Origin of the sequence: Streptomyces sp. NPDC050619 (genome assembly GCF_040654815.1) — a bacterium.
In the GTDB taxonomy this organism is placed as follows: Bacteria; Actinomycetota; Actinomycetes; order Streptomycetales; family Streptomycetaceae; genus Streptomyces.
In genome coordinates, this window is record NZ_JBFAIR010000018.1 from 190714 (window position 1) to 213768 (window position 23055).

Genomic DNA, 23055 nt, shown 5'->3' on the forward strand with positions numbered 1-23055 from the left:
TGCCGAGGGGAGATCTTCAACGGGAGGCGGACCGCTCGGGGAAACCGGTCCGAGGGGAATGACCCTGAGAGCTCGGGGCTCCGGGTCAGCACAGGGGAGGACAGGCCCCGGCGCCACACGGCGCCGGGGCCCTCTCCACGTCTACGGCACATCCTCCCCGCCCCCTCCCCGGCCGGACGACATCGCTGCCGACCACGGCCAAGAGCCCTCAGGTCATATGCCTCACGCGACAGCCTCGCACGGGAAACGCCCGCGCGCTGCGATTCCGCACAGTGAATCTTGGAATCGACGAGACCGACCACACGACCGACGAGAAGCCCCAACTTCCCCACAGCCCCCGGAAGTTGACATCACGTCGAAGAGATCGGCGACGGCTCAGCGCTTCGCGACGAACACATGCGAGGCGACGTCCGACTCCAGCTCGGCCGCCTCGCCGCCACTGCCCACGAGCACACCGCCCGCCGACTCCGTCACACTCACCACCGAACCGGGCTGCACCCCCGCCCGGCGCAGCGTGTACATCAGCTGCGCGTCCGTCTGGATCGGCTCACCGATCCGGCGCACGACGACCGTCTTGCCCTCGATACCCGGGTCGAGGTCGGCCAGCGACACCATGCCCGCGTCCAGGAACGGATCCGCGCCGTCCTTCTCGCCCAGCTCCTCCAGGCCCGGGATCGGATTGCCGTACGGCGACTCGGTCGGGTGGCGCAGCAGCTCCAGCACGCGACGCTCGACGGCCTCGCTCATCACGTGCTCCCAGCGACACGCCTCGGCGTGCACCTGCTCCCACTCCAGGCCGATCACATCGACGAGCAGGCACTCCGCGAGGCGGTGCTTGCGCATCACACGCGTGGCCAGCCGGCGGCCCTCGTCCGTGAGCTCCAGGTGGCGGTCGCTGGCGACGGACACCAAGCCGTCCCGCTCCATCCGCGCCACCGTCTGGCTGACGGTCGGCCCGCTCTGGTCCAGCCGCTCGGCGATCCGGGCGCGCATGGGGACCACACCTTCCTCCTCCAGCTCGAGGATGGTGCGGAGATACATCTCCGTAGTGTCGATCAGTCCGGACATACGTGCCCCTCGATGAGATCTGCCCGAAGCACGACAGCTTCGCGGCGCGTGCGCTGGCCCTGGAGTCAATTCTGCCGGATACCACGGACAACCGTGCCGCGCCGTTGGAACCAAGCGGTTACGAGGGGTTCTCCCGGCCGTATTGACATCCCACTGGTCCAGACCGCACGGTGATCCGCGACACGGACAACGCGACACGGACACGTCGTCTCCGACACGTCGTCTTCGACACGTCGACTCCGACTCTGACAGGTCGGCACAGACACCTCACGCTCCGGAGGGGCCCGCATGAGCGACGGCAAGCTGTCCGGCCAGTTCTTCGACGCCGCGATCGGCCTGCTGCAACGGGTCCGGGACGAAGAGGCCGAGCACATCGAGGCAGCCGGACACCTCCTCGCGGACACCGTCACCTCCGGCGGCCGGCTCTTCGCCTTCGGCGCCGGTCACTCCTCCCTCGCCGCGCAGGACATCGTCTACCGCGCGGGCGGCCTCGCCCTGATGAACCTGCTGGCCGTCCCCGGAGTCGTCGGCGTCGACGTCATGCCGGCCACGCTCGGCTCGGCCCTGGAGCGCGTCGACGGCCTCGCGAGCGCCGTGCTGGACACCTCTCCGCTCCGCGCGGGCGACGCCCTCGTGATCATCTCCCTGTCCGGACGCAACGCGCTCCCCGTGGAAATGGCCATGAAAGCCCGCGCCCTGGGCATCAAGGTCATCGGCGTGACATCGGTGGCGTACGCCTCGGAGACGACGTCCCGGCACACCTCCGGCACATACCTCAAGGACCACTGCGAGATCGTCCTCGACTCCAAGATCGCCGTCGGCGACGCGGAACTCACCCTCGACGCGATCCCGGCCCCCTTCGCCCCCGCCTCCACGGTCGTCACGGCAGCCCTGCTCCAAGCGGTCCTGGCCACGGCAGCCGGCACCCTGGCCGACCGGGGCATCGAGCCTCCGCTGCTGCGCTCGGGGAACGTGGACGGGGGGCACGAGTGGAACGGGCGGGTGTTCGAGAAGTACGGGGAGCGGATCTTCTACCGGCAGTAGGACCTGATCCGCCGGAGGGGCGCCGGGTAGCCCGCCACCCCCGGTCACTCCCGCCCCAGCGCCTCCGCCAAATCCAACGCCCCGGCGATCCGCACCGCCACATCCTCCGCGTACACCGCGTCCCCGCGCTCGAACTGGCTCCGCCCGGACCCCCGCAGGAACGTCACGACGCCCAGCGTCCGCCCCCGACTGCGCAGCACCGCGCACAGGGCGTGCACCGCGTCCGTCGGCCACTGCCGAGCCAGGGACCACTCGCGCGCCTCCTCGGTCGACACCCTGCCCGCACTCGCCCGCACCGACCCGGCCCGATCCACACACTGGAACGCCGGATGCCCCTCCGGATACCGCACCGGCAGCCCCGCCTGCCCGGTGAGCAGACTCGGTCCGGGCGCGCCCGAGGGGGTGGCGGCGACCCGGACCAGCCGTACCGACCCGGCCTCCGCGCCGTCCGCCACGGACCCGCCCGCCACCCGGTCCACCAGCGCGTGATCGGCGAAGCCGGCGAGCGCGAAGTCCAGATGGACCGCGGCCGACTCCCGCGGGTCCTCGCACTCGGACGCGGCCCGCGCCGCCCGGTGCAGCTGATTGCCGCGGAACCGCAGCAGGGCCGCCTCCTGCTCGCTCTGCTTGGACTCGGTCACGTCGTTGAAGAGCCAGCCGACGCCCAGCGGCACGGGCTCCTCCGCGAGCGGCGAGGCCAGCCGTACGAATCCGCAGCGCCAGCAGCGCCGCTTCTCGCCCTCCGGCGTGCGCACAGTCACCCAGATCTCGGCCGGCGCCGGCGGCGCCCCCTCGGCCAGCACATGCGTGAGCGCGCTCTCCAGCTCCTCCACACCCTGGATCAGCAGATCCCCGAGAGGCCGCCCCAGCACAGCCGTACGCCCGATGCCCAGCGCCCGCGCCGCATGCGCGTTCACCACGGCGGGCCGCAGATCGGCGTCGACCAGCACGACACCCCAGCTCGCGTCCTCGAACAGCGCCTCGCTCAGCGCGATCGACCGCTCCAGGTCGATCTGCGTGTGCACCTCGCTGAACGCGCAGTACACGCCGGCCGGCTTCCCGTCGGGCCCACGCACGGCCGCGGACTGCGTCCGCACGAGCACCCGGCCGCCGTCCTTGGTCACCAGGGCGAACTCATGCACCTGCCGCCCCGGAGCGTGCATGGCGGACATCAGCCGCCCCTCGACCTCCTCGGCGTCGGCGCTGCGCACCGCCCACCCGGCGAACCCCTGCCGCCCCACGGCCTCGTCCGCACTCCAGCCCAGGATCCGTTCGGCCTCGCGGTTCCAGTGGGTGACGACGCCGTCCGCGTCGAAGGCGCACAGCGCCGCGTCCATGCCGTCGAGCAGCGCGGCCAGCAGATCCGAGCCGTCAGAGCCGTCAGAACCCTCCGGACCGTCCCGCTCGGGCTCGTCCGGCCCGATCTCGTCGGTGGTCCCACTACGCCGGGAAGCACTCACCTGGACCCCCTGCAAGGCTGCCGCGTCCGCACACACGTCACGTCGGTTCGCTCACTAACAATCATTCAACTCGAACGTGACCCAGCACACACCGGGTTCCCACAAGATTGAAGGAATCGTTGTACGCCGGAAACGCGAGGGCGGCCCGCCGAAGTTCCTGTCCGTCAACATCTCCAAAAACCGGTTGATCCGTGGCCTACAGCTTCGTAGTGTGAATATCACTTCGGAGAGGAGGTGGTTCGGCAGATGTACTCATACCGGACGGAAGAGGTGGCTGCGGGCTAGCAGCCCGTCACCACACTCGGTGCGGTGCCGGACCAGCGTGTGCCAGACGCACGCAGCCGGCCGAAACCAACGCAGTCACCCGACCCGCGAGCTCGCCGGTACGTCCGGCCGGCTCCCCCGCCTCAGGCGGAGGGACCCGAGCTCGCGGGTCGTCTGCGTTCACCGGTCAGACCGGTCAGTGGGCGATGTCCTCGTAGCCCCCGATCTCACGAGGGTCGCGCGTGCCCGGGCCGATGTACCGGGCGGACGGGCGGACCAGGCGCCCGGTGCGCTTCTGTTCCAGGATGTGCGCCGACCAGCCCGCCGTACGGGCGCAGGTGAACATCGACGTGAACATGTGCGCCGGGACCTCGGCGAAGTCCAGGACGATGGCCGCCCAGAACTCGACGTTCGTCGCCAGGACCCGGTCCGGACGGCGGCTGTGCAGCTCCGCCAGGGCCGCCTTCTCCAGAGCCTCGGCGACCTCGAAGCGGGGAGCGCCGAGCTCGCGGGCCGTACGGCGCAGCACGCGCGCGCGTGGATCCTCGGCACGGTAGACGCGGTGGCCGAAGCCCATCAGGCGCTCGCCCTTGTCGAGGGCCTGCTTGACGTACGCGTCCGCGTCGCCCGTCCGCTCGATCTCCTCGATCATCCCGAGAACGCGCGAGGGCGCGCCGCCGTGCAGCGGGCCGGACATGGCTCCCACGGCGCCGGACAGCGCCGCCGCCACGTCCGCGCCCGTGGAGGCGATGACGCGGGCCGTGAACGTGGACGCGTTCATGCCGTGCTCGGCGGCCGACGTCCAGTAGGCGTCGACGGCCGCCACGTGCTTCGGGTCGGGCTCGCCCCGCCAGCGGATCATGAAGCGCTCGACGACGGAGTGCGCCTTGTCGATCTCCCGCTGCGGAACCATCGGCAGCCCCTGGCCACGCGCGGACTGGGCGACGTACGACAGCGCCATGACGGCGGCGCGCGCCAGGTCGTCGCGGGCCTCTTCGGCGTCGATGTCGAGGAGCGGCTTCATGCCCCACACCGGCGCGAGCATGGCGAGCGCCGACTGCACGTCCACCCGGATGTCACCGGAGTGCACGGGGATCGGGAACGGCTCGGCGGGCGGCAGCCCCGGGTCGAAGGCGCCGTCGACGAGCAGCCCCCAGACATTGCCGAACGAGACGTGACCGACGAGATCCTCGATGTCGACGCCCCGGTACCGGAGTGCGCCGCCTTCCTTGTCGGGTTCGGCGATCTCCGTCTCGAACGCGACGACTCCTTCGAGTCCGGGTACGAAGTCGGACATCAGGCGGCTCCTCGTGATGTGTGCGACAGATGGTGTGGTCAGGGGTTCGTTGAGGGGTGGGACGACCATGTGTCAGACAGTGGTGAACAGCGGAAAAGCGCCCGCCCCCTGGATCCGCGGTTCGTCTCCGAGAACTCGCGGTCCTGAGCGGTACCCCGGTGATGCCCCGTACGGCTGGCGGTCACCCAACCGGACGGCATCAGCACGATATCTCCGAGTGCCACTCTTGGGGAGATGTTGCGGCACTGAGTGCCAGTCAGTGACGAAGGCCACCGTTCCGAACACCCGCCCGCGGATACGGCAAGATGACCGCGTGACCGACCGAGACGCCGCCCCCGTCGATCCCGTTCCCGACCCCGCCTCCATGCGCAAGCAGTACCGCGCCGAGGGCCTCGCCGAGGCCGATCTGGCCGCGACCCCCGTGGAGCAGTTCGCACGCTGGTTCCGGCAGGCCGCGACAGAGGGCGGGCTCTTCGAGCCGAACGCCATGGTCGTCTCCACGGCGGACGCCGAGGGCCGCCCCACCTCCCGCACCGTGCTGCTGAAGCACTTCGACGAGCGGGGCTTCGTCTTCTACACCAACTACGGCTCGCGCAAGGCCCGTGACCTGGCCGAGAACCCGCATGTCTCGCTGCTCTTCCCCTGGCATCCGATGGCCCGCCAGGTCATCGTCACGGGTGTCGCGCGGCGCACGGGCCGCGACGAGACGGCCGCGTACTTCCGCACCCGCCCGCACGGCTCCCAGCTCGGCGCCTGGGCGAGCACCCAGTCCTCGGTGATCACCGACCGCGACGACCTCGACACCTCCTACGCCGACCTGGCGGCCCGCTACCCGGAGGGCGAGCAGGTACCGGTCCCCCCGCACTGGGGCGGCTTCCGGGTGGCGCCGCGGGCGGTGGAGTTCTGGCAGGGGCGCGAGAACAGGTTGCACGACCGGTTGCGGTACGTGGCGGAGGCTGACGGGAGCTGGCGGGTGGAGCGGCTCAGTCCGTGAGGGGGCCGAGTGCCGCGTCCAGCAGCGCCGCCCACTGGGCCACCACCCGCTCCCGGCGGCCGGTGTCGTCCGTGAGGAGGTTGGCCAGGCCCAGGCCTCGGGCCATGTCCAGGAGGCCTTGGACCGTTTCGCGTACGCCGGGACGGGACTCGTCCGCGCCGAGCAGTTCGACCGCCGTGCGGTGGCTTTCGCGGCCGACGCGGGCTTCCAGTTCGGTGACGCGTGGGCGCAGTTGCTCTTCGTTGGAGGCGGCGACCCAGAGGTGGAGGGCGGCGCGGAAGAGGGGGCCCGTGTAGAGGTCGACGAGGGCCGCGACCACTGCTTGCCGGTCGCCTGCCGCGCCGTGCGGGAACAGTGCGCGCAGGGCTGTGCAGCGTTCTTCGGCGACGTATTCGACGGCTGCCGTGAAGAGGTCCTCGCGGGTCGGGAAGTGGTGCTGGGCGGCGCCGCGGGAGACGCCGGCGCGTTCGGCGACGACGGCGACCGTGGAGCCTGTCCAGCCGTGTTCGGCCAGGCAGGCCACGGCGGCTTCGAGGAGGCGCCGGCGGGTGGCCCGGCTGCGGTCCTGTTTGGGGACGCGGTCGGCGGCTTTGTGGGCGCGGTCGACTGTGTGCACGCGGTCGGCTGTGGTCACAGTGTCCATGGGGGATCCCGTCGTTCCAGGAAGGCCGTCATCCCCTCACGGGCCGGCGCGGCGGAGAACAGCCGGGCCGAGAGCGCGGTGAGGTCGTCCGCGTCCCGGTCGAAGGTTTCCAGCACCCTGGCCGTGAGCAGCTGTTTCGTCTCCGCCAGGGCCTCGGGTGCGGCCCGGCGCAGACCGTCCAGGACGGGTGCCAGTACGTCGTCCACGTCGTCCCCCGCCGCCGTCAGCAGGCCGATGCGGGCCGCCTCGGCGGCGTCGAAGCGTTCGCCGGTGAGGTAGTAGCGGGCCAGGGCGCGCGGGTCGGCGCGGGGGATCACCGGCAGGGAGATGACGGCCGGGGCCACGCCGATCCGGACCTCCGTGAAGGCGAAGCTGGACCGAGTCGAGGCCGCCGCGATGTCGCAGGCGGCGAGCAGGCCGAGGCCGCCGGCGCGGACGTGGCCGGTGACCCGGGCCACCACGGGTTTCCCCAGCTCCACGATCTGCCGCAGCAGGGCGACCAGCGTGTCCGGATGCGGCGGCTCGCGCAGGTCGGCGCCCGCGCAGAAGGTGGTGCCGGTGTGGGTGAGGACGACGGCGCGTACGTCGGTGTCCTTGGCGCAGTCGGTGAGGGCGTCGGCCAGTTCCCCCACGAGTGCGGCCGACAGGGCGTTGCGGTTGTGCGGCGAGTCGAGGGTGAGGGTCTCGATGCCACGCGCGCGCGTGCGGCCGATCAATGACGTCACGTCCGCTCCCTGAGCTGCCGGCGCAGGATCTTGCCGGAGGTGGCGCGCGGGACCGCGTCGATGAAGGTGACGTGGCGGACGCGCTTGTAGGGGGCGACGCGTTCGGCGACGTACATCATGACCTCTCCTTCGGAGAGGCCGGTCGCGGTCGGCTGGCGGACGACGTACGCGTGCGGGACTTCGTTCTTGTCGTCGTTGTACTCGCCGATGACGGCGACGTCGGCGATGCCGGGGTGGGTGAGGAGCAGTGCCTCCAGTTCGGCGGGGGCCACCTGGAAGCCCTTGTACTTGATGAGTTCCTTGACACGGTCGACGACGTACAGCCAGCCGTCGGCGTCCACGTGGCCCACGTCCCCGGTGTGCAGCCAGCCGTCGGCGTCGATCATCGCGGCGGTGGCTTCGGGGCGGCCCAGGTAGCCCTTCATGACCTGGGGGCCGCTGATGAGGATCTCGCCGGACTCGTCGATGCCGAGGTCCTTGTCGGGGTCGTCGAGGGAGACGATGCGCATCCGGGTGCCGCCGATGAGCTTGCCCACGGTCCCGGGAGGCGCCTCGTGCATGGCGTCCAGGGGGACGACGTGCGTGCCCGGCGACAGTTCGGTCATGCCGTAGGCCTGGCCGACCGGCGGCAGGCCGAGCCGCTGGGAGCAGGCGGCGGCGAGGTTGGCGTCCAGGGGAGCGGCGGAGCTGATGATGTGCCGCAGGGAAGACAGGTCGTACTGCGCGACCGCGGGGTGCTTGGCGAGGGCCAGGACGATCGGCGGGGCGACGTACAGGCGGGTGATGCGGTGGTTCTGGATGGCCGCGAGGAACGTCTCCAGGTCGAAGCGCGGCAGGACGACGACGGTGGCGCCCAGGCTGAGCGGCATGTTCAGGAGGGCCGTCAGGCCGTAGATGTGGAAGAACGGCAGGACGGCGAGGATGCGGTCGCCGGGGCCGGTCGTGATGACCGTTTCGAGTTGGGCGAGGTTGGTGGCGATCTGCTGGTGCGTGAGCATCACGCCCTTGGCGAGGCCGGTGGTGCCCGAGGAGTACGGCAGGACGGCGACGTCCTCCACCGGGTCGATGGCGACCTGCGGTTCGGGGGCGGCCGAGGCCAGCATGTCGATGAGCGACCGGTGCCCGGAGGCGCTGTCGCAGACGAAGATCTCGTTGACGCCGCCCGCGAGTTCGGCGGCCCGGCGGGCGGTCCCCAGCAGTGGCGAGACGGTCACGATCCAGCGGGCGGCGGAGTCGGTGAGCTGCTTGGCGAACTCCTCCGGCGTGGCGAGCGGGTGCACGGTGGTGACAGAGGCACCCGCGCGCGTGGCCGCGTAGAACGCGGTCGGGAAGGCGATGGTGTTGGGGCTGTGCAGAGCGACCACGTCGCCCTTGCGGACGCCCGCCTCGGCCAGGGCGGCGGCGATCCGCCGGTGGAAGCGGTCCACCTGGTGGTACGTGAGTGTGGTGCCGTCGGTGCCGTCGATCAGGGCGGGCGCGTCCCCGAATTCGGCGGCCCGGCCGAGCACCGCTTCGTGGATGGGGAGTTCGGCGGGCGGGACGTCGGCGTACTCGCTGCGGAACATGGTTCCTCCTCGCGCTGCACGGTGCCCGGTCAGTACGACTTGGGCAGGCCGAGGGTCTGATGGGAGACGTAGTTGAGAATCATCTCCCGGCTCACTGGAGCAATACGAGCCACCCGCGCCGCCGTTATCAACGAACCGAGCCCGAACTCACGCGTGAGGCCGTTTCCGCCGAGGGTGTGCACGGCCTGGTCGACCGCCTTCACGCAGGCCTCTCCGGCCGCGTACTTGGCCATGTTGGCGGCCTCACCTGCGCCGACGTCGTCGCCGCTGTCGTAGAGGTGGGCCGCTTTCTGCATCATCAGGCGGGCGAGTTCGAGTTCGATGTGCGCCTGGGCGAGGGGGTGGGCGATGGCCTGGTGGGCGCCGATGGGGGTGTTCCAGACGGTGCGGTCCCTGGCGTATTCGATGGCCTTCGTGAGGGCGTAGCTGCCCATGCCGATCGCGAAGGCGGCCGTCATGATGCGTTCGGGGTTGAGTCCGGCGAAGAGCTGGAGGAGGCCCGCGTCCTCGTCTCCGACGAGTGCGTCGGCGGGGAGTCGTACGTCGTCGAGGGTCAGCTCGAACTGCTTCTCGACGGCCGTGAGTTCCATCTCGATGTGGCGGCGTTCGAAGCCGGGGGCGTCGCGGGGGACGATGAAGAGGCAGGGCTTCAGGCGGCCGGTACGGGAGTCCTCGGTGCGGCCGACTATGAGGGTGGCGTCGGCTATGTCCACGCCGGAGATGAAGACCTTGCGGCCGGTGAGGAGCCAGTCGGCTCCGTCGCGGCGGGCCGTGGTGGTGATGCGGTGGCTGTTGGAGCCGGCGTCTGGTTCGGTGATGCCGAAGGCCATGGTGCGGGTGCCGTCGGCGAGTCCGGGGAGCCACTGCTGTTTCTGGGCGTCCGCGCCGAAACGGGCGATCACTGTGCCGCAGATCGCCGGGGAGACGATCATCATGAGGAGGGGGCAGCCTGCGGCGCCGAGTTCTTCGAGGACGATGGAGAGTTCTGCGATTCCAGCGCCGCCGCCTCCGTATTCTTCGGGGAGGTTGACGCCCAGGTAGCCGAGTTTGGCTGCTTCGGACCAGAGTTCTTCTCGGTCGAAGGGGCGGCCGTGGCGGGTGCCGAGGGCGGCGACGGCTGCTCGTAGGGACTTGTGTTCTTCGGTTTCGGTTGTGGGCATGTGGCTCCCTCGTTGTGGCTGGTCGCGCTCGCGCGGCGGAGCCGCATATTCGATGCAGCCCCGCGCCCCTAGGTGGGCTGTACTACCGCCAGCAAAGAGCCGACCGTTACCTGTTGGCCAGGGACAACATCCAAGGCACTCAGCGTTCCTGTGAGCGGCGCTGAGATCTTGTGTTCCATCTTCATCGCCTCCAGCCACAACAGGGGCTCTCCGGCCCGTACAGCCGCTCCTACGGTCAGTCCCTCGGCCACGCGGATCACCGTTCCCGGCATGGGGGCCAGGAGGGAACCCGGCGCGTGCTGGGCGGTCGGGTCGGGGAAGCGGGGCAGGGCGGTGAGGTGGGTGGTGTTGACGTGGATCTCGTCGCCGTAGCGGGCCACTTCGAATCGCCTTCGTACGCCGTCCGCTTCGAGTACGACGAGACACGCGTCGGCGTGGACGACCCGCACCCCGTCCGCCTCCAGGCCTGCCCTCGTGTGCCGGTAGCGGACCTCGTGCTCCTCCCCCGCCACCGCGTAGCGCTTGACCTGCGGCTGGGAGGGGACGTTGCGCCAGCCGGCGAAGCGGGAGCGGCCGTGGGTATCGGCGAGGGCTGCGGCCAGGGGGGCGTACGGGTCGGGGTGCGGGGCGGTGAGGTCCGGGAGGTGGCGGTCGTAGAAGCCGGTGTCCATGCGGGCGGTGGTGAAGTCCGGGTGGCGCAGGGATCGTACGAGCAGGTCCCTGTTGGTGACCGGGCCGTGGATCGTCGCCCGCTCCAGGGCGGAGGCCAGCTTGCGGATGGCCTCCGCGCGCGTGGGGGCGTGGGCGACGGCCTTGGCGAGCATGGGGTCGTAGTGGATGCCTATGGTGTCGCCGTCCGCGTAGCCCGTGTCCAGGCGGATGCCGTCCGGGACGGTGAGGCGGTGCAGGGTGCCGGTCTGCGGGGTCCAGTCGCTCGCCGGGTCCTCGGCGTAGAGGCGGGCCTCTACGGCGTGGCCACGCGCGCGTGGGGGGTCGGTGGCGAGGGCGTGGCCTTCGGCGATGCGGAGTTGTTCCGTCACCAGGTCGAGGGCGAAGACGGCTTCCGTGACCGGGTGTTCGACCTGGAGGCGGGTGTTCATCTCCAGGAAGTGAGCCTTGCCGTCGGCGACGAGGAACTCGACGGTGCCCGCGCCGACGTAGTCGACGGCACGGGCGGCGCGTACGGCCTGCTCGTGCAGCTCCCGGGTGAGTCCCTCGGGCAGTCCCGGGGCGGGGGCCTCTTCGATCACCTTCTGGTGGCGTCGCTGGAGGGAGCAGTCCCGGGTGCCCAGCGGCCAGATGGTGCCGTGCGTGTCGGCGAGGATCTGCACCTCGACGTGCCGGCCGCCCTCCAGGTAGGGCTCGACGAAGACCTCGCCGTCGCCGAAGGCGCTCGCGGCCTCGGCGCGCGCGCCTTCGAGGGCGTCCTTCAGTTCGTCGAGGCGGCGCACGATCCGCATGCCGCGCCCGCCGCCGCCCGCCGCCGCCTTCACCAGCACCGGCAGGTCGGCCTCGGTGACCTCGGTGGCCTCGCGCAGGGGTTCCAGGCCCATCAGCCGCTTGGCGCGGGTCTTGGAGGCCATCGCCTCGATCGCCGTCGGGGGCGGGCCGATCCAGGTCAGGCCCGCGTCGAGGACGGCGCGGGCGAAGTCGGCGCTCTCGGAGAGGAAGCCGTAGCCGGGGTGCACGGCGTCCGCGCCGGCGGTGACGGCCGCCTTCACGATCAGGTCGCCCCGCAGATACGTGTCGGCGGGCGCCGCGCCCGGAAGTCGTACCGTCGTGTCGGCCACGCGCGCGTGGAGGGCGTTCTCGTCGGCGTCCGAGTGCACGGCGACCGTCCGGATTCCCAGCTCGTGGCAGGTGCGGAAGATACGGCAGGCGATCTCGCCCCGGTTGGCGACGAGGAGTGTCGTGATCACGTGGTCCCTCACATCCGGAAGACGCCGAAGCCGCCGCGCGCGCCCTCGTAGGGCGCCGTGTGGATGGCTGACAGGCACAGGCCCAAGACCGTGCGGGTGTCGCGCGGGTCGATGACGCCGTCGTCGTAGAGCCGCCCGGACAGGAACATCGGCAGCGACTCGGACTCGATCTGCTGCTCCACCATGGCGCGCAGGGCGGCGTCCGCGTCTTCGTCGTACGGCTGTCCCTTCGCGGCCGCCGACTGCCGGGCCACGATGGACAGCACGCCCGCGAGCTGCTGCGGGCCCATGACGGCGGACTTGGCGCTGGGCCAGGCGAAGAGGAAGCGGGGGTCGTAGGCGCGTCCGCACATGCCGTAGTGGCCGGCGCCGTAGGAGGCCCCCATGAGGACGGACAGGTGGGGGACCCTCGAATTGCTCACCGCGTTGATCATCATCGCGCCGTGCTTGATGATGCCGCCCTGCTCGTACTCCTTGCCGACCATGTAGCCGGTGGTGTTGTGCAGGAAGAGCAGCGGGATGTCGCGCTGGTTGGCGAGCTGGATGAACTGGGCGGCCTTCTGGGACTCCTCGCTGAAGAGGACCCCTCGGGCGTTCGCCAGCACCCCGACCGGGTAGCCGTGCAGGGTCGCCCAGCCGGTCGTGAGGCTCGTCCCGTACAGCGGCTTGAACTCGTCGAAGTCGGAGGCGTCGACGATGCGGGCGACGACCTCGCGCGGGTCGAAAGGGGTGCGCAGATCTCCCGGGACGATGCCGAGCAGCTCGTCCTCGTCGTACTTGGGCGGGGCGGCCGGGCCTGGATCGGCGTACGCCTTGCGGTGGTTGAGGCGGGCCACCACGCGCCGCGTCTGGCGGAGCGCGTCCTGCTCGTCGACGGCGAAATAGTCGGCGAGGCCCGACACGCGCGCGTGCATCTCTGCGCCGCCGAGCGACTCGTCGTCACTCTCCTCGCCGGTGGCCATCTTCACCAGCGGCGGCCCGCCGAGGAAGACCTTCGCCCGCTCCTTGACCATGATCACGTGGTCGGACATGCCGGGGATGTACGCCCCTCCGGCCGTGGAGTTCCCGAAGACGACCGCGACCGTGGGAATGCCCGCCGCCGACAGCCTGGTCAGGTCGCGGAAGACGGCGCCCCCGGGGATGAAGATCTCCTTCTGGGAGGGCAGGTCCGCGCCGCCGGACTCGACGAGGCTGATGCAGGGGAGGCGGTTGGCGAGGGCGATGTCGTTCGCGCGCAAGGCCTTCTTCAGGCTCCACGGGTTGCTGGCGCCCCCGCGCACGGTCGGGTCGTTGGCGGTGATCAGGCACTCCACGCCCTCGACGACCCCGATGCCGGTGACGAGGGAGGCGCCGACGGTGTAATCGCTGCCCCAGGCGGCCAGCGGCGACAGTTCCAGGAAGGGCGTGTCGGGGTCGAGGAGCAGCTCGACGCGTTCGCGGGCGAGGAGTTTGCCGCGCCCCCGGTGCCGTTCGACGTACTTCGGGCCGCCTCCCTCGATGGCCTTCGCGTGCTCGGCGTCGAGATCGGCGAGCTTGGCGAGCATGGACTCACGGTGGGCCCGGTAGTCGGGGCCACTGGTGTCCAGCGCCGACGGAAGGACGGTCACAACAGGGCCTCCGGGATGTCCAGGTGGCGGGAGCGCAGCCATTCGCCCAGCGCCTTGGCCTGCGGGTCGAAACGGTGCTGGGCGGCGACGCCCTCGCCGAGGATTCCCTCGACGACGAAGTTCAGGGCGCGGAGGTTGGGGAGGGTGTGGCGGGTGACGTTCAACTGGCTGCTTTCGGGGACCAGTTGCCGGAACCGGTCGACCGTCAGCTCGTGGGCGAGCCACCGCCAGGCGTCTTCGGTGCGGGCCCAGACACCGACGTTGGCGTTCCCGCCCTTGTCCCCGCTGCGGGCACCGGCGAGGAGGCCGAGGGGGGCGCGCCGGGTGGGCCCGGGCGGCAGGGGCTCCGGCGGCGGCGGTTCCGGCACGTCGTCGAGTACGAGGGTGTCGTGGGCCGGCGCCACAGGGATCCGGCGCCCGTCTTGGAGGACGGCCACATGGTCGACGGCACCATGGGGGGCCGCATCATGGTGGGCCGCACCATGAGGGACCGCGCCATGGGGGACCGCACCATGGGGGACGTACACATCCTCGAAGACCCCATAGGGCGCGCCCTTTCCAGGTGGCGCCAGTACATGGAAGCCGGGGTAGCTCGCGAGTGCCAGCTCGACGGCGGCACCGCTCAGCGCCCGCCCGACGACCTGCTCGTCCGGGTCCCGCACCACGAGCCGCAGCAGGGCGCTGGCGGTCTCCTCGGTGGGGGCGTCGGGGCGGTCGGTGCGGACGAGATCCCAACGGACGTGGGACGGCCGCGACTTGGCCATGGCGTCGGACATCTGCTCCCGTACCAGTGCCGCCTTGGCCTCGATGTCGAGCCCGGTCAGCACGAAGGTGACCTCGTTGCGGAAGCCTCCGAGCCGGTTGAGGCCGACCTTGAGGGCCGGGGGCGGGGCCTCGCCGCGTACGCCGTCGATACGGACGCGGTCCGGTCCGTCCTGGGTCAGCCGTACGGTGTCGAGGCGAGCGGTGACGTCGGGGCCGGCGTACCGGGCGCCGGCCGTCTCGTAGAGCAGCTGGGCCGTGACCGTGCCGACGTCGACGAGACCGCCGGTGCCGGGGTGCTTGGTGATGACGCAGCTGCCGTCCTCGTGGAGCTCGGCGAGGGGGAAGCCGGGGTGCCGGACATCGACCCCGACTTCGTGGAAGAACGCGTAGTTGCCGCCGGTGGCCTGCGTCCCGCACTCCAGGACATGCCCGGCGACGACGGCCCCCGCGAGCCGGTCGTACTCCCCCGGCGTCCAGCCGAAGTGGGCGGCGGCGGGCCCGGTGACCAGTGCCGCGTCCGTCACGCGGCCGGTGACGACGACGTCCGCGCCCTCGCGCAGACAGGCCGCGATACCGAAGCCGCCGAGGTATGCGTGGGCCGCGAGGCTGCCGGGGTGGCGTGCGGTGAGGTCGTCGCCCTCGACATGGGCGACGCGTACGGGGAGGCCGAGGCGGGACGCCAACTCCCTTACTTTCTCGGCGAGTCCTGCGGGATTGAGGCCGCCCGCGTTGGTGACGATCTTGACTCCGCGCTCATGGGCGAGGCCGAGGCACTCCTCCAGCTGGCGCAGGAAGGTGCGGGCGTATCCGGCGCCGGGGTCCTTCAGGCGGTCCCGCCCCAGGATGAGCATGGTCAGCTCGGCGAGATAGTCGCCGGTCAGGACGTCGAGTTCGCCGCCGGTGAGCATCTCGCGCATGGCGTCGAAGCGGTCGCCGTAGAAACCGGAGGCGTTGCCCATACGCAGGGTCACCGGGCGGCCCCTTTGGGCGCGCGACCAGTGCCGGGCGGGCCCGCGAAGGCCTGGGCGATGTCCAGCCAGCGGTCGGCGTCGGGGCCGTCGGCCCGGACGGCGAGGTCGGCGCGGTGGGCGCGCCGGGTGACGAGCAGGCAGAAGTCGTGGGCGGGGCCGGTGACGCACTGGGGTGCGTGCTCGGGGCCGTAGGCCCACAAGTCTCCGCTCGGGCCGATGAGCTCGACGCGGAATTCCTCGGCGGGCGGGGTCAGCCCCTGCACCCCGAAGGCGTAGTCCCTGGCCCGCACACCGATCCGCGCCACATGCCGGAGCCGGTCGGTGGGTGGGCGCACCACACCCAGGGCATCCGCCACGTCCTGGCCGTGGGCCCAGGTCTCCATGAGACGGGCGGTGGCCATGGAGGCGGCCGACATGGGCGGGCCGTACCAGGGGATGCGGGCGCCGGGTGGGGCGGTGCGCAGCGCCGTGGCGAGTGCGGTACATCCCTCACGCCAGCGGGGCAGCAGCTCGGCGGGCGGGATGCGGGCCCCCTCCTCCGCACCCTCGTCGACGAAGGAGTCGGGGGCGATGAGGGCCTTCTCGGCCAGGGTGCGGAACGCGTCCGCGTCGGTGACCGCCAGGAGGGCCGCGTGGTCCGTCCAGGCGAGGTGGGCGATCTGGTGGGTGACGGTCCAGCGGGGCGCGGGGGTGGGAAGCGCCCACTGCGTCGGACTCAACTCGGCTACGAGCCGGTCGAGTTCCTCGCTCTCCTCACGCAGGTCGTCGAAGACGGGCGTCGGGTCGGCCATGGGGCGAGCATGTCAGCGGGGCCAGAAACAAGCAAGCGTGCTTGCATTGATTCGTCCCTCGCAATATTGGCGCGCTCCGCAGCCGACACCCGCAGTACGGTCGGCCGGTGGACGATATGGATGGCTACTTCGGAGAATCTGTCGCCGCCGACTACGACGAGTCGGCATCCGGGATGTTCGCGCCCGATGTCGTGGACCCGGCAGTCGGTTTCCTGGCCGAACTGGCCGGCGACGGGCGGGCCTTGGAGCTTGGCATAGGGACCGGACGTATCGCCGTGCCGTTGGCGCGGCGGGGTGTCGCCGTGCACGGGATCGACATGTCGCGGGCGATGGTGTCCCGGCTGCGGGAGAAGCCGGGCGGCGACGGGATCGGCGTGACGATCGGGGACTTCGCGACGACGAAGGTGGACGGCACGTTCTCCGTCGCGTACCTGGTCTTCAACACGATCATGAACTTGACGACTCAGGCGGAACAGGTCTCCTGTTTCCGTAACGTCGCCGAGCATCTGAAGCCCGGCGGGTGCTTCGTCGTCGAGGTCATGGTCCCTGGCCTGCGCCGACTGCCGCCCGGGCAGGACGCCGTGCCGTTCCACGTCGGCTCGACGCACCTGGGCTTCGACACGTACGACGTCGCCACCCAGTCGATGAGCTCGCACCACGTCGAGATCGTGGACGGCCACGGCACGTACCGGTCCTTCCCGTTCCGGTACGTCTGGCCCGCGGAGCTGGACCTGATGGCCCAGCTGGCCGGGCTTCGGCTGCGCGAGCGGTGGGACGGCTGGTCCCGGGAGCCCTTCAACGGCGAGAGCGAGCAGCACGTGTCGGTGTGGGAGAAGCCCGCGGGACCCGTCGGCTGACGTACGCGGGGATCTTAGGCCTGTCCGGGTGCCGTCGCGGGGCTTACGGGTGCCGTCGCGGGCGCGGGGCTTCCGGGTGCGGGCGCGCGGTTCAGGAGCGCGCCGGACTCGCCGTCGTCCGGCGGGCGAGAGGCCGGGAGGACGGGGGCGACGGGTGGTGGTTGTGCCTCCGTCAGACCGGTGAGGAGGCCACTGTGGATGGCGCGGAGCGGCAGGGCGCGCCGGTAGCCGCTGTGCCGTTCCAGAGGCCAGAAGACGGGCTGGGCGGGGGTGCGTCGCGGTCCCGCCGCGGCGGGACCGGCCGCCGGGTTGAGCCCGTCCTTCCACTCCACGTCCGCGCACATCCCCGTTACGTCCACCTCCTCCAGGACGGGTCCCGACAGCACATCGGTGACGCGATGGACGTTGATCCAGGCGTGCAGGGGACGGCTGTCCGGCCTGTCGCCCACCAGGGTCCGGATCGACTCGGCGGGTGCGTAGGCCGGATAGTGGCGTCGGAACACCGCGCCGATCGGGCTGCCGGTGGTCAACAGGGCGATGCGCCAGCGCAGGTCGGGCCGTACCTGCCACAGGGCCGCCACCGCGATCACGGATCCCATCGAATGCGCCTGGATCAGCATGCGCCTGCGATCGTTCTCGCCCAGCAGGTACTCGATGCGGTGGACGAGCTCGGGAACGGTGCGCACCGCCCAGGCCGCCGGGGTGAACGGGTGCGCCGCACGCGGCCAGAACGCCCCGAACGACCAGGCAAGCCCCGCGTTCCGGCGCATCTCCGGCCGCAGCACGATGGCCCGTACGGCGAACACGGCCACCGCGACCAGGCCCACCAGGATGACCGCACCCAGGGTCGTCAGCTGCTGAAGCCCGTCGGCGGTGACATCCCGTACGCCGGCCAGCAGTGAGCCGTCGCCGACCCAGTACGCGGCATACATCCCACCGGTCAGCAGGACGACCAGGACCGCCAGTGTGGCCAGGCCCCGGTCGTACCAGCACAGGCCTCGGGCTCCGGCGTACTCGGCGAGCAGCAGCCTTTTCAGCTGACGGCGGTTGTCGCCCGCGTCTTCGGGGTCGCTGCCGGTCGGGTCCTCGGGATCGCTCCCCGTCGGCCCGGCGTCCGGATCCTGCCCCCGGCGAGGGTCCGCGCCGTCGAGCCCGACGACCGGCTCACCGTCAGACCCGACGACCGGCTCACCGTCAGACCCGACGACCGGCTCACCGTCAGACCCGACGACCGGCTCACCATCAGACCCGGCGACCGGCTTCAGCCAGGGCCGCCGTGCAGCCGTCAGCCCGGCGGCAGCCGCGCCCACCGCCGCGCCGAGCAGCACGACCAGAGGGAAGGCCGCCGCGACCACCTGCACGGCCCTCGGGATGCGGACCGCGTACGGGCCGCCGTCCGGGGTGAGCCAGCCCTGGGCCCACAGGGAGAACGCCGCCGTGTAGAGCCACCCGATGAAGCAGGCCAGCACGCCCACCACGGGCCCCAGCAGCCCGTACAGGGTCGTCCTCGACGCCGTCCCGATCTCGCCGGCGATCATGGCGAGACAGGCGAGGACCATGAGCCCGCACCCGACTCCCTGGGCGATGACCACGTAGTTGGCCTCCGCGCCCATCCCGGGCAGCATGACGGAGCGCAGCCGCGCGGCGTCCCAGTCCCGGGCCGGCAGCGCGCAGCACAGCATGGCGAGGACCATCACCGCCAGGCAGGCGCCGACGGCCGTCCGCTTGTGCCGCAGCGGCCACCAGCGCCTGCGCCGCGGCCTGTCCGGGCCGCCTTCGACGCGGACGTACGTGACCCGGAAGTACGGCCCGTCGATCACCACGAGGATGGCCATCAGCAGGGTCAGCACGAACACGGTCATGGCCGCGGTCGCGTCGCCCTCGCGCAGGTCGTACTGGAGCGGCGGGACCACGAGCAGCATGGCCACGGTGAGCAGTCCCGCGCACAGATGCCGGGTGGTGAGGCCCTCCGCCCGCGTGTTGTACTCCCAGAAGCCGCGGACCTCCAGCGGGCGCCGGCTGCAGCGGCCGTCGAGCCGTCGCTTGTCGCTCTCCTCGTCCCTCTCGTAGCTGCGGCGCTCCGCCGTCCTCAGCACCGGCCGGTACTCGCGTTTGGCGTCCCGTGCACTGAACGCCATCAGGGCCCCGACGACCAGGGGCGCGAGGGCCGCCAGCGCCAGCCCCGTGCCGGTGTCCAGCCCTCGGGCGGCGTCCACCGCGACGTTGTCCGTGACGCACCGGGACGATTCGGCTCCGCACTGCCAGACGACCTGGTCCATGACCGTCTGCCCGAACACCCCCACCAGCATCACGGTCAGCGACAGGCCGAGCAGCCGGGCGCCGAAGCTGTACACGGCTCCCTGCCAGGAGCGGGCCGGTAACCGTGGCTGCATCCACGTCACCAGGTTGAGCACCAGAAAGGGCAGCAGGAAGAGCCAGACCGCCCGGCCTGCCCCGCCGATCATCAGCCGGGGCCAGTCGTACACCTCTCGCAGGACAGGGGGCCCGTCCGCGTCGTCGTCCTCCGCGGCCCGGTACCAGCCCGCGCTCTCGTCCCCGCTCACCTGCCGTACGGCGGGCGGTCTGAGGACCTCCTCCCGGTCCACCACTCCGGTGCCGGGGATGACAAGCTCAACCAGTTCAACCGTGTCGACTGGTTGCGCCGGCCGGGCTGGTTCGCCCGTGGGCGGTCCCTGTGTCGCGTTGTCCATGGCAGATCAGCGTGAGGCCGACGACCACCGCTGACAATGCGCAGAATGTACGAGAAGTCGACATGTACGAGAAGTCGACTGCCGTACGTCAACTGCTCGGCACCTGCGGCCCCTTGGCCTTCCCGCGCCCCATCTGTGTCCGCACCGCTCCCATGCTCGCCGCGATGACCAGGGCGATGGCGGCGGCCTGCGTGGTGGTCAGGGACTGGTTCAGTACGAGGAAGCCGGCGAGGGCGGCGATGGCCGGTTCCAGGCTCATGAGGATCGCGAAGGTGGAGGCGGGCAGGCGGCGCAGGGCGAGGAGTTCGAGGGTGTAGGGCAGGACGGAGGAGAGGAGGGCGACCGCCGAGCCGAGGGCGATGGTCGTCGGGTCGAGGAGTTTCGCGCCCGCCTCGACGATCCCGAGCGGCAGGAACACCAGCGCAGCGACCACCATGGCCAGCGCCAGCCCGTCGGCCTGCGGGAAGCGCCGGCCCGTACGCGCGCTGAAGACGATGTACGCCGCCCACATGGCGCCCGCGCTCAGCGCGAAGGCGACACCCACCGGGTCGAGATCGCCGAAGCCTCCGCCGCTGAGGAGGAAGACGCCGGCGAGGGCGAGCCCCGCCCAGACGACGTTGAGCGCGCGGCGGGACGCCAGGACCGAGAGCGCGAGCGGCCCCAGCACCTCCAGGGTGACGGCGGGGCCCAGCGGGATCCGGTCGACCGACTGGTAGAAGAGACCGTTCATCGCGGCCATCGTGACGCCGAAGACGACGACCGTGCCCCAGTCCGCGCGGGAGTGGCCGCGCAGCCGGGGGCGGCAGACCAGCAGGAGCACGAGAGCCGCCGCCAGCAGGCGCAGGGTGACCACACCGGACGCGCCGGCCCTCGGCATGAGCGTCACCGCGAGGGCGCCGCCGAACTGCACCGAGACGCCGCCCGCGAGCAGCAGACCCACGGGACCGAGCGATCCCCGGCGGCGCGGGGTGCCGGTCGAGGTCGTCGGGGTGGTGGGGGTTGTGGGGGTGGCGCTGCGGGTGCTCACGGGGCCTTCCGGGCGGCTCGGGGTTCATTTTGTTCATCTCACTGTACGACACAGTCCAGAGTAGTGGACTACGTCAGGTGTGTGAACCCTTTATGCGCCTGAAGCCCGGGCAAGGACATCTTGCCGTTTCCTCACTGAGTAGAAGTTGTCATCCCGCTTGGAATCCAATTCACTTGAGAACTGGCCAGCGTTTCACTGCCCCAACTGCTACGGGAAGTAGGAACATTGAGAGTTCGAGGTCATCTGAGACGTCGCGGCCGTATCTACACCGCCGTAGGCACAATCACACTCGCACTGACTCTGGGCCTGACAAGTGCGCCATCAGCAAGCGCAAAGGACGGGCACCAGGCCACAACGACCAGCCCAGCGCTTCTCGCTCAAGCGAAACAGCTCAAGCCCCTCAACGCGATCGCCAATGCAGTGGGCGCCCAAGGCAGAGGCACGTACGCGGACACGTACAGCAACCTGTACGTCGACCAGGCCCACGGTCGTGTCGTCTTGTACGCCACCGACACGACCCGCGCCAAGAAATTGCTGGCCGCGGCCAAGCACGTCCATGGCGACATCGACTTGGCGCGCATACGCGTGGTCAAGGCCAAGTACACGAAGAAGGCGCTGGACGCCACCGTCGCACAGATCATGGCCGCCTCGAAGGTCAAGACCGCCGCAGATCTGACGGTCTACAGCGCGGCCCCGGCGCCGGACGGTTCGGGCGTCCAGGTGACCGCCAAGGCGGCCGCCGTCCCGAAACTGCGGGCGTCGCTGGTCCCGCACATCCATGCCATGTCCGCCCGCTCCGACGCCCCCAGTGTTCCCATCACGGTCACCTCGGGAAAGCCGGTCACGGCTGACACATGGCGCTGGAACGACACCTATCCCTGGATCGGCGGGGACGTCATCCTCGGGCCGGGCGTCAAGTCCGGCTATATCGACCAGTGCACCACAGGCATCGCCGCTCAGGACTTGGGTGATGACGTCCTGATCACCGCCGCCCACTGCTTCCCCAACGGCTCGCACACCTACGGCGAAGGGGACTCGGTCGGAACCTGGGGCTACAACTACGGCCACTATTTCGCCGATGTCATCGCCACGGATCCCTCCTGGGACGCCGAAGTCGTGGACACCGGAATGCTCACCGGCACCGGCACCAACTCCGACGAGGCCGACCAGCCCTCGGGCGACTGGTACGCGGTGGACTCCGACGCCTACTCCTACAACGGCCAGACGGTGTGCCAGGACGGTGCCCGCTCGTACTACGACGGTCACGGCGTTCCCTGCGGCATCGACGTCGTCAACGAGGACATCACCTACAACCTGGCATGGGACGACGGTTCCGTACACAGCGTCCGTGGAGTCGAGGGACAGTCCTCCGGCTATGCCGTGGAGCAGGGTGACTCCGGCGGCCTCGTCTTCAGCGTCGAGAACTCGACCGACCGGCAGGCTCGGGGCATCGTCTCCGGCGAGAGCGGCAGCTCGACGATGTTCTGGACCGAAGCGCCCGACATCCTCAACCACTTCAACCTGAAGCTCAATCCCTACAGGTAGGACAGGAAGGAGAATGCCGTGCGGATACGTCCAGTGATCCGCGTGCCCGTGCTCGCCCTGGCCGCAGTCGCCCTGGGCGGCTGCGGCGCGCAGAAGACGGCACCACACGCAGCCCCGGCCTCCTCGGCGCCACAGCAGGTGCAACACCGGGCCTACGCCTGTGGAACCGGCATCCAGCCTCCTCTGTCCCCTGGCACGTCCGGCCCAGTTCAGCTGAGAATCACAAAGAACTCGCTGAGCGGACATTCGGTCGAGGTGGACTACACCGTCACATCGCCGAGCCACGCGGTACTGAGCGTCCCGATCGGACCGACGCCCCCCACCGCGCTGCTCTTTCACGCGGGAAGGATTGCGGGATATCAGCACATGGATGCTTCCGGCACCGTGGACGGAAGCGCTCCTCAGGGATATCCACTCGCAAAGCCGTACGCTGGAAAACTCACCATCGACACCCTGTGCGCCGGAACAACCTGGGATCGCATTCAAAAGCGGCCGCAGAGCTACACGACAGTCGCCGTGATGTCCAAACAACCTGTCAGCGGCCCGCAGAAAAGCGCAGCGGCCTCTTACCGCTCCGATCCGCTTTCCATGTCGGAGAAGGAACTCAAGGCCGTCCAGTGAACACTTCGTGCTGACAGTCCG

At 70.6% G+C, this 23055-nt stretch carries 18 protein-coding genes; 5 read left to right on the forward strand and 13 right to left on the reverse strand.

Going from position 1 to position 23055, the window contains the following annotated elements; translation table 11 throughout:
• Window positions 1-375: 375 nt before the first annotated feature.
• Window positions 376-1068 (reverse strand): metal-dependent transcriptional regulator, encoded by a 693-nt coding sequence (locus AB0I77_RS28260; protein WP_363285515.1) that lies wholly within the window; start codon window positions 1066-1068, stop codon window positions 376-378.
• Between the two features lie 288 nt (window positions 1069-1356).
• On the opposite strand from AB0I77_RS28260, the gene AB0I77_RS28265 reads away from it, so the two are divergent.
• Entirely contained in the window at window positions 1357-2112 is a 756-nt protein-coding gene (locus AB0I77_RS28265) for an SIS domain-containing protein (protein WP_363285516.1), read from the forward strand.
• A 44-nt stretch (window positions 2113-2156) separates the two neighbouring features.
• On the opposite strand, the gene AB0I77_RS28270 is transcribed toward AB0I77_RS28265, so the two are convergent.
• Together AB0I77_RS28270 and AB0I77_RS28275 are read right to left on the reverse strand one after the other, a co-directional pair.
• Window positions 2157-3572, reverse strand: a complete 1416-nt coding sequence (locus AB0I77_RS28270; RefSeq protein ID WP_363285517.1) for a PAS domain-containing protein — start codon at window positions 3570-3572, stop codon at window positions 2157-2159.
• Window positions 3573-4032: 460 nt separating this feature from the next.
• Entirely contained in the window at window positions 4033-5133 is a 1101-nt protein-coding gene (locus AB0I77_RS28275; RefSeq protein ID WP_363285518.1) for a citrate synthase 2, read from the reverse strand.
• Window positions 5134-5446: 313 nt separating this feature from the next.
• On the opposite strand from AB0I77_RS28275, the gene pdxH reads away from it, so the two are divergent.
• The gene (gene pdxH / locus AB0I77_RS28280) at window positions 5447-6127 is read left to right on the forward strand and encodes a pyridoxamine 5'-phosphate oxidase (protein ID WP_363285519.1); all 681 of its coding nucleotides are present in this window, start codon (window positions 5447-5449) and stop codon (window positions 6125-6127) included.
• On the opposite strand, the gene AB0I77_RS28285 is transcribed toward pdxH, so the two are convergent.
• From AB0I77_RS28285 to AB0I77_RS28320, 8 genes are all read right to left on the reverse strand, one after another.
• Complete coding sequence (locus AB0I77_RS28285; RefSeq protein ID WP_363285520.1) at window positions 6117-6770, reverse strand: TetR/AcrR family transcriptional regulator; 654 nt, start codon at window positions 6768-6770, stop codon at window positions 6117-6119. The genes pdxH and AB0I77_RS28285 overlap by 11 nt on opposite strands.
• Window positions 6758-7495 carry an enoyl-CoA hydratase family protein gene (locus AB0I77_RS28290; RefSeq protein ID WP_363285521.1) on the reverse strand — a complete coding sequence of 246 codons (738 nt, stop codon included), beginning with the start codon at window positions 7493-7495 and terminating at the stop codon, window positions 6758-6760. Before AB0I77_RS28290 ends, AB0I77_RS28285 begins: the two co-directional genes overlap by 13 nt.
• Entirely contained in the window at window positions 7492-9060 is a 1569-nt protein-coding gene (locus AB0I77_RS28295; RefSeq protein WP_363285522.1) for a 4-coumarate--CoA ligase family protein, read from the reverse strand. Before AB0I77_RS28295 ends, AB0I77_RS28290 begins: the two co-directional genes overlap by 4 nt.
• A gap of 29 nt (window positions 9061-9089) precedes the next feature.
• A complete protein-coding gene (locus AB0I77_RS28300; protein ID WP_363285523.1) occupies window positions 9090-10220 on the reverse strand; it encodes an acyl-CoA dehydrogenase family protein in 1131 nt (376 codons plus the stop codon).
• A 68-nt stretch (window positions 10221-10288) separates the two neighbouring features.
• Window positions 10289-12139, reverse strand: coding sequence for a biotin carboxylase N-terminal domain-containing protein (locus AB0I77_RS28305; protein ID WP_363285524.1), 1851 nt, complete (start codon window positions 12137-12139; stop codon window positions 10289-10291).
• Between the two features lie 8 nt (window positions 12140-12147).
• On the reverse strand, window positions 12148-13746 hold the full coding sequence (locus AB0I77_RS28310; RefSeq protein ID WP_363285525.1) for a carboxyl transferase domain-containing protein: 1599 nt from the start codon (window positions 13744-13746) through the stop codon (window positions 12148-12150).
• Window positions 13743-15470: an acyclic terpene utilization AtuA family protein gene (locus AB0I77_RS28315; RefSeq protein WP_363285546.1), complete on the reverse strand. Its 1728-nt coding sequence runs from the start codon at window positions 15468-15470 to the stop codon at window positions 13743-13745. The genes AB0I77_RS28310 and AB0I77_RS28315 overlap by 4 nt, the downstream gene beginning before the upstream one ends.
• A gap of 8 nt (window positions 15471-15478) precedes the next feature.
• Window positions 15479-16273, reverse strand: coding sequence for a TIGR03084 family metal-binding protein (locus tag AB0I77_RS28320; protein WP_363285527.1), 795 nt, complete (start codon window positions 16271-16273; stop codon window positions 15479-15481).
• A gap of 107 nt (window positions 16274-16380) precedes the next feature.
• On the opposite strand from AB0I77_RS28320, the gene AB0I77_RS28325 reads away from it, so the two are divergent.
• A complete protein-coding gene (locus tag AB0I77_RS28325) occupies window positions 16381-17130 on the forward strand; it encodes a class I SAM-dependent methyltransferase (RefSeq protein WP_363285528.1) in 750 nt (249 codons plus the stop codon).
• A gap of 14 nt (window positions 17131-17144) precedes the next feature.
• On the opposite strand, the gene AB0I77_RS28330 is transcribed toward AB0I77_RS28325, so the two are convergent.
• Both AB0I77_RS28330 and AB0I77_RS28335 read right to left on the reverse strand, forming a co-directional pair.
• Complete coding sequence (locus AB0I77_RS28330; RefSeq protein WP_363285529.1) at window positions 17145-19841, reverse strand: hypothetical protein; 2697 nt, start codon at window positions 19839-19841, stop codon at window positions 17145-17147.
• A gap of 88 nt (window positions 19842-19929) precedes the next feature.
• Entirely contained in the window at window positions 19930-20868 is a 939-nt protein-coding gene (locus AB0I77_RS28335; protein WP_363285530.1) for an EamA family transporter, read from the reverse strand.
• Window positions 20869-21288: 420 nt separating this feature from the next.
• Between AB0I77_RS28335 and AB0I77_RS28340 the strand changes: the two genes are divergently transcribed.
• Together AB0I77_RS28340 and AB0I77_RS28345 are read left to right on the forward strand one after the other, a co-directional pair.
• Window positions 21289-22413 (forward strand): peptidase, encoded by a 1125-nt coding sequence (locus tag AB0I77_RS28340; protein WP_363285531.1) that lies wholly within the window; start codon window positions 21289-21291, stop codon window positions 22411-22413.
• Between the two features lie 18 nt (window positions 22414-22431).
• Window positions 22432-23034, forward strand: coding sequence for a hypothetical protein (locus AB0I77_RS28345; RefSeq protein ID WP_363285532.1), 603 nt, complete (start codon window positions 22432-22434; stop codon window positions 23032-23034).
• Window positions 23035-23055 lie beyond the last annotated feature (21 nt).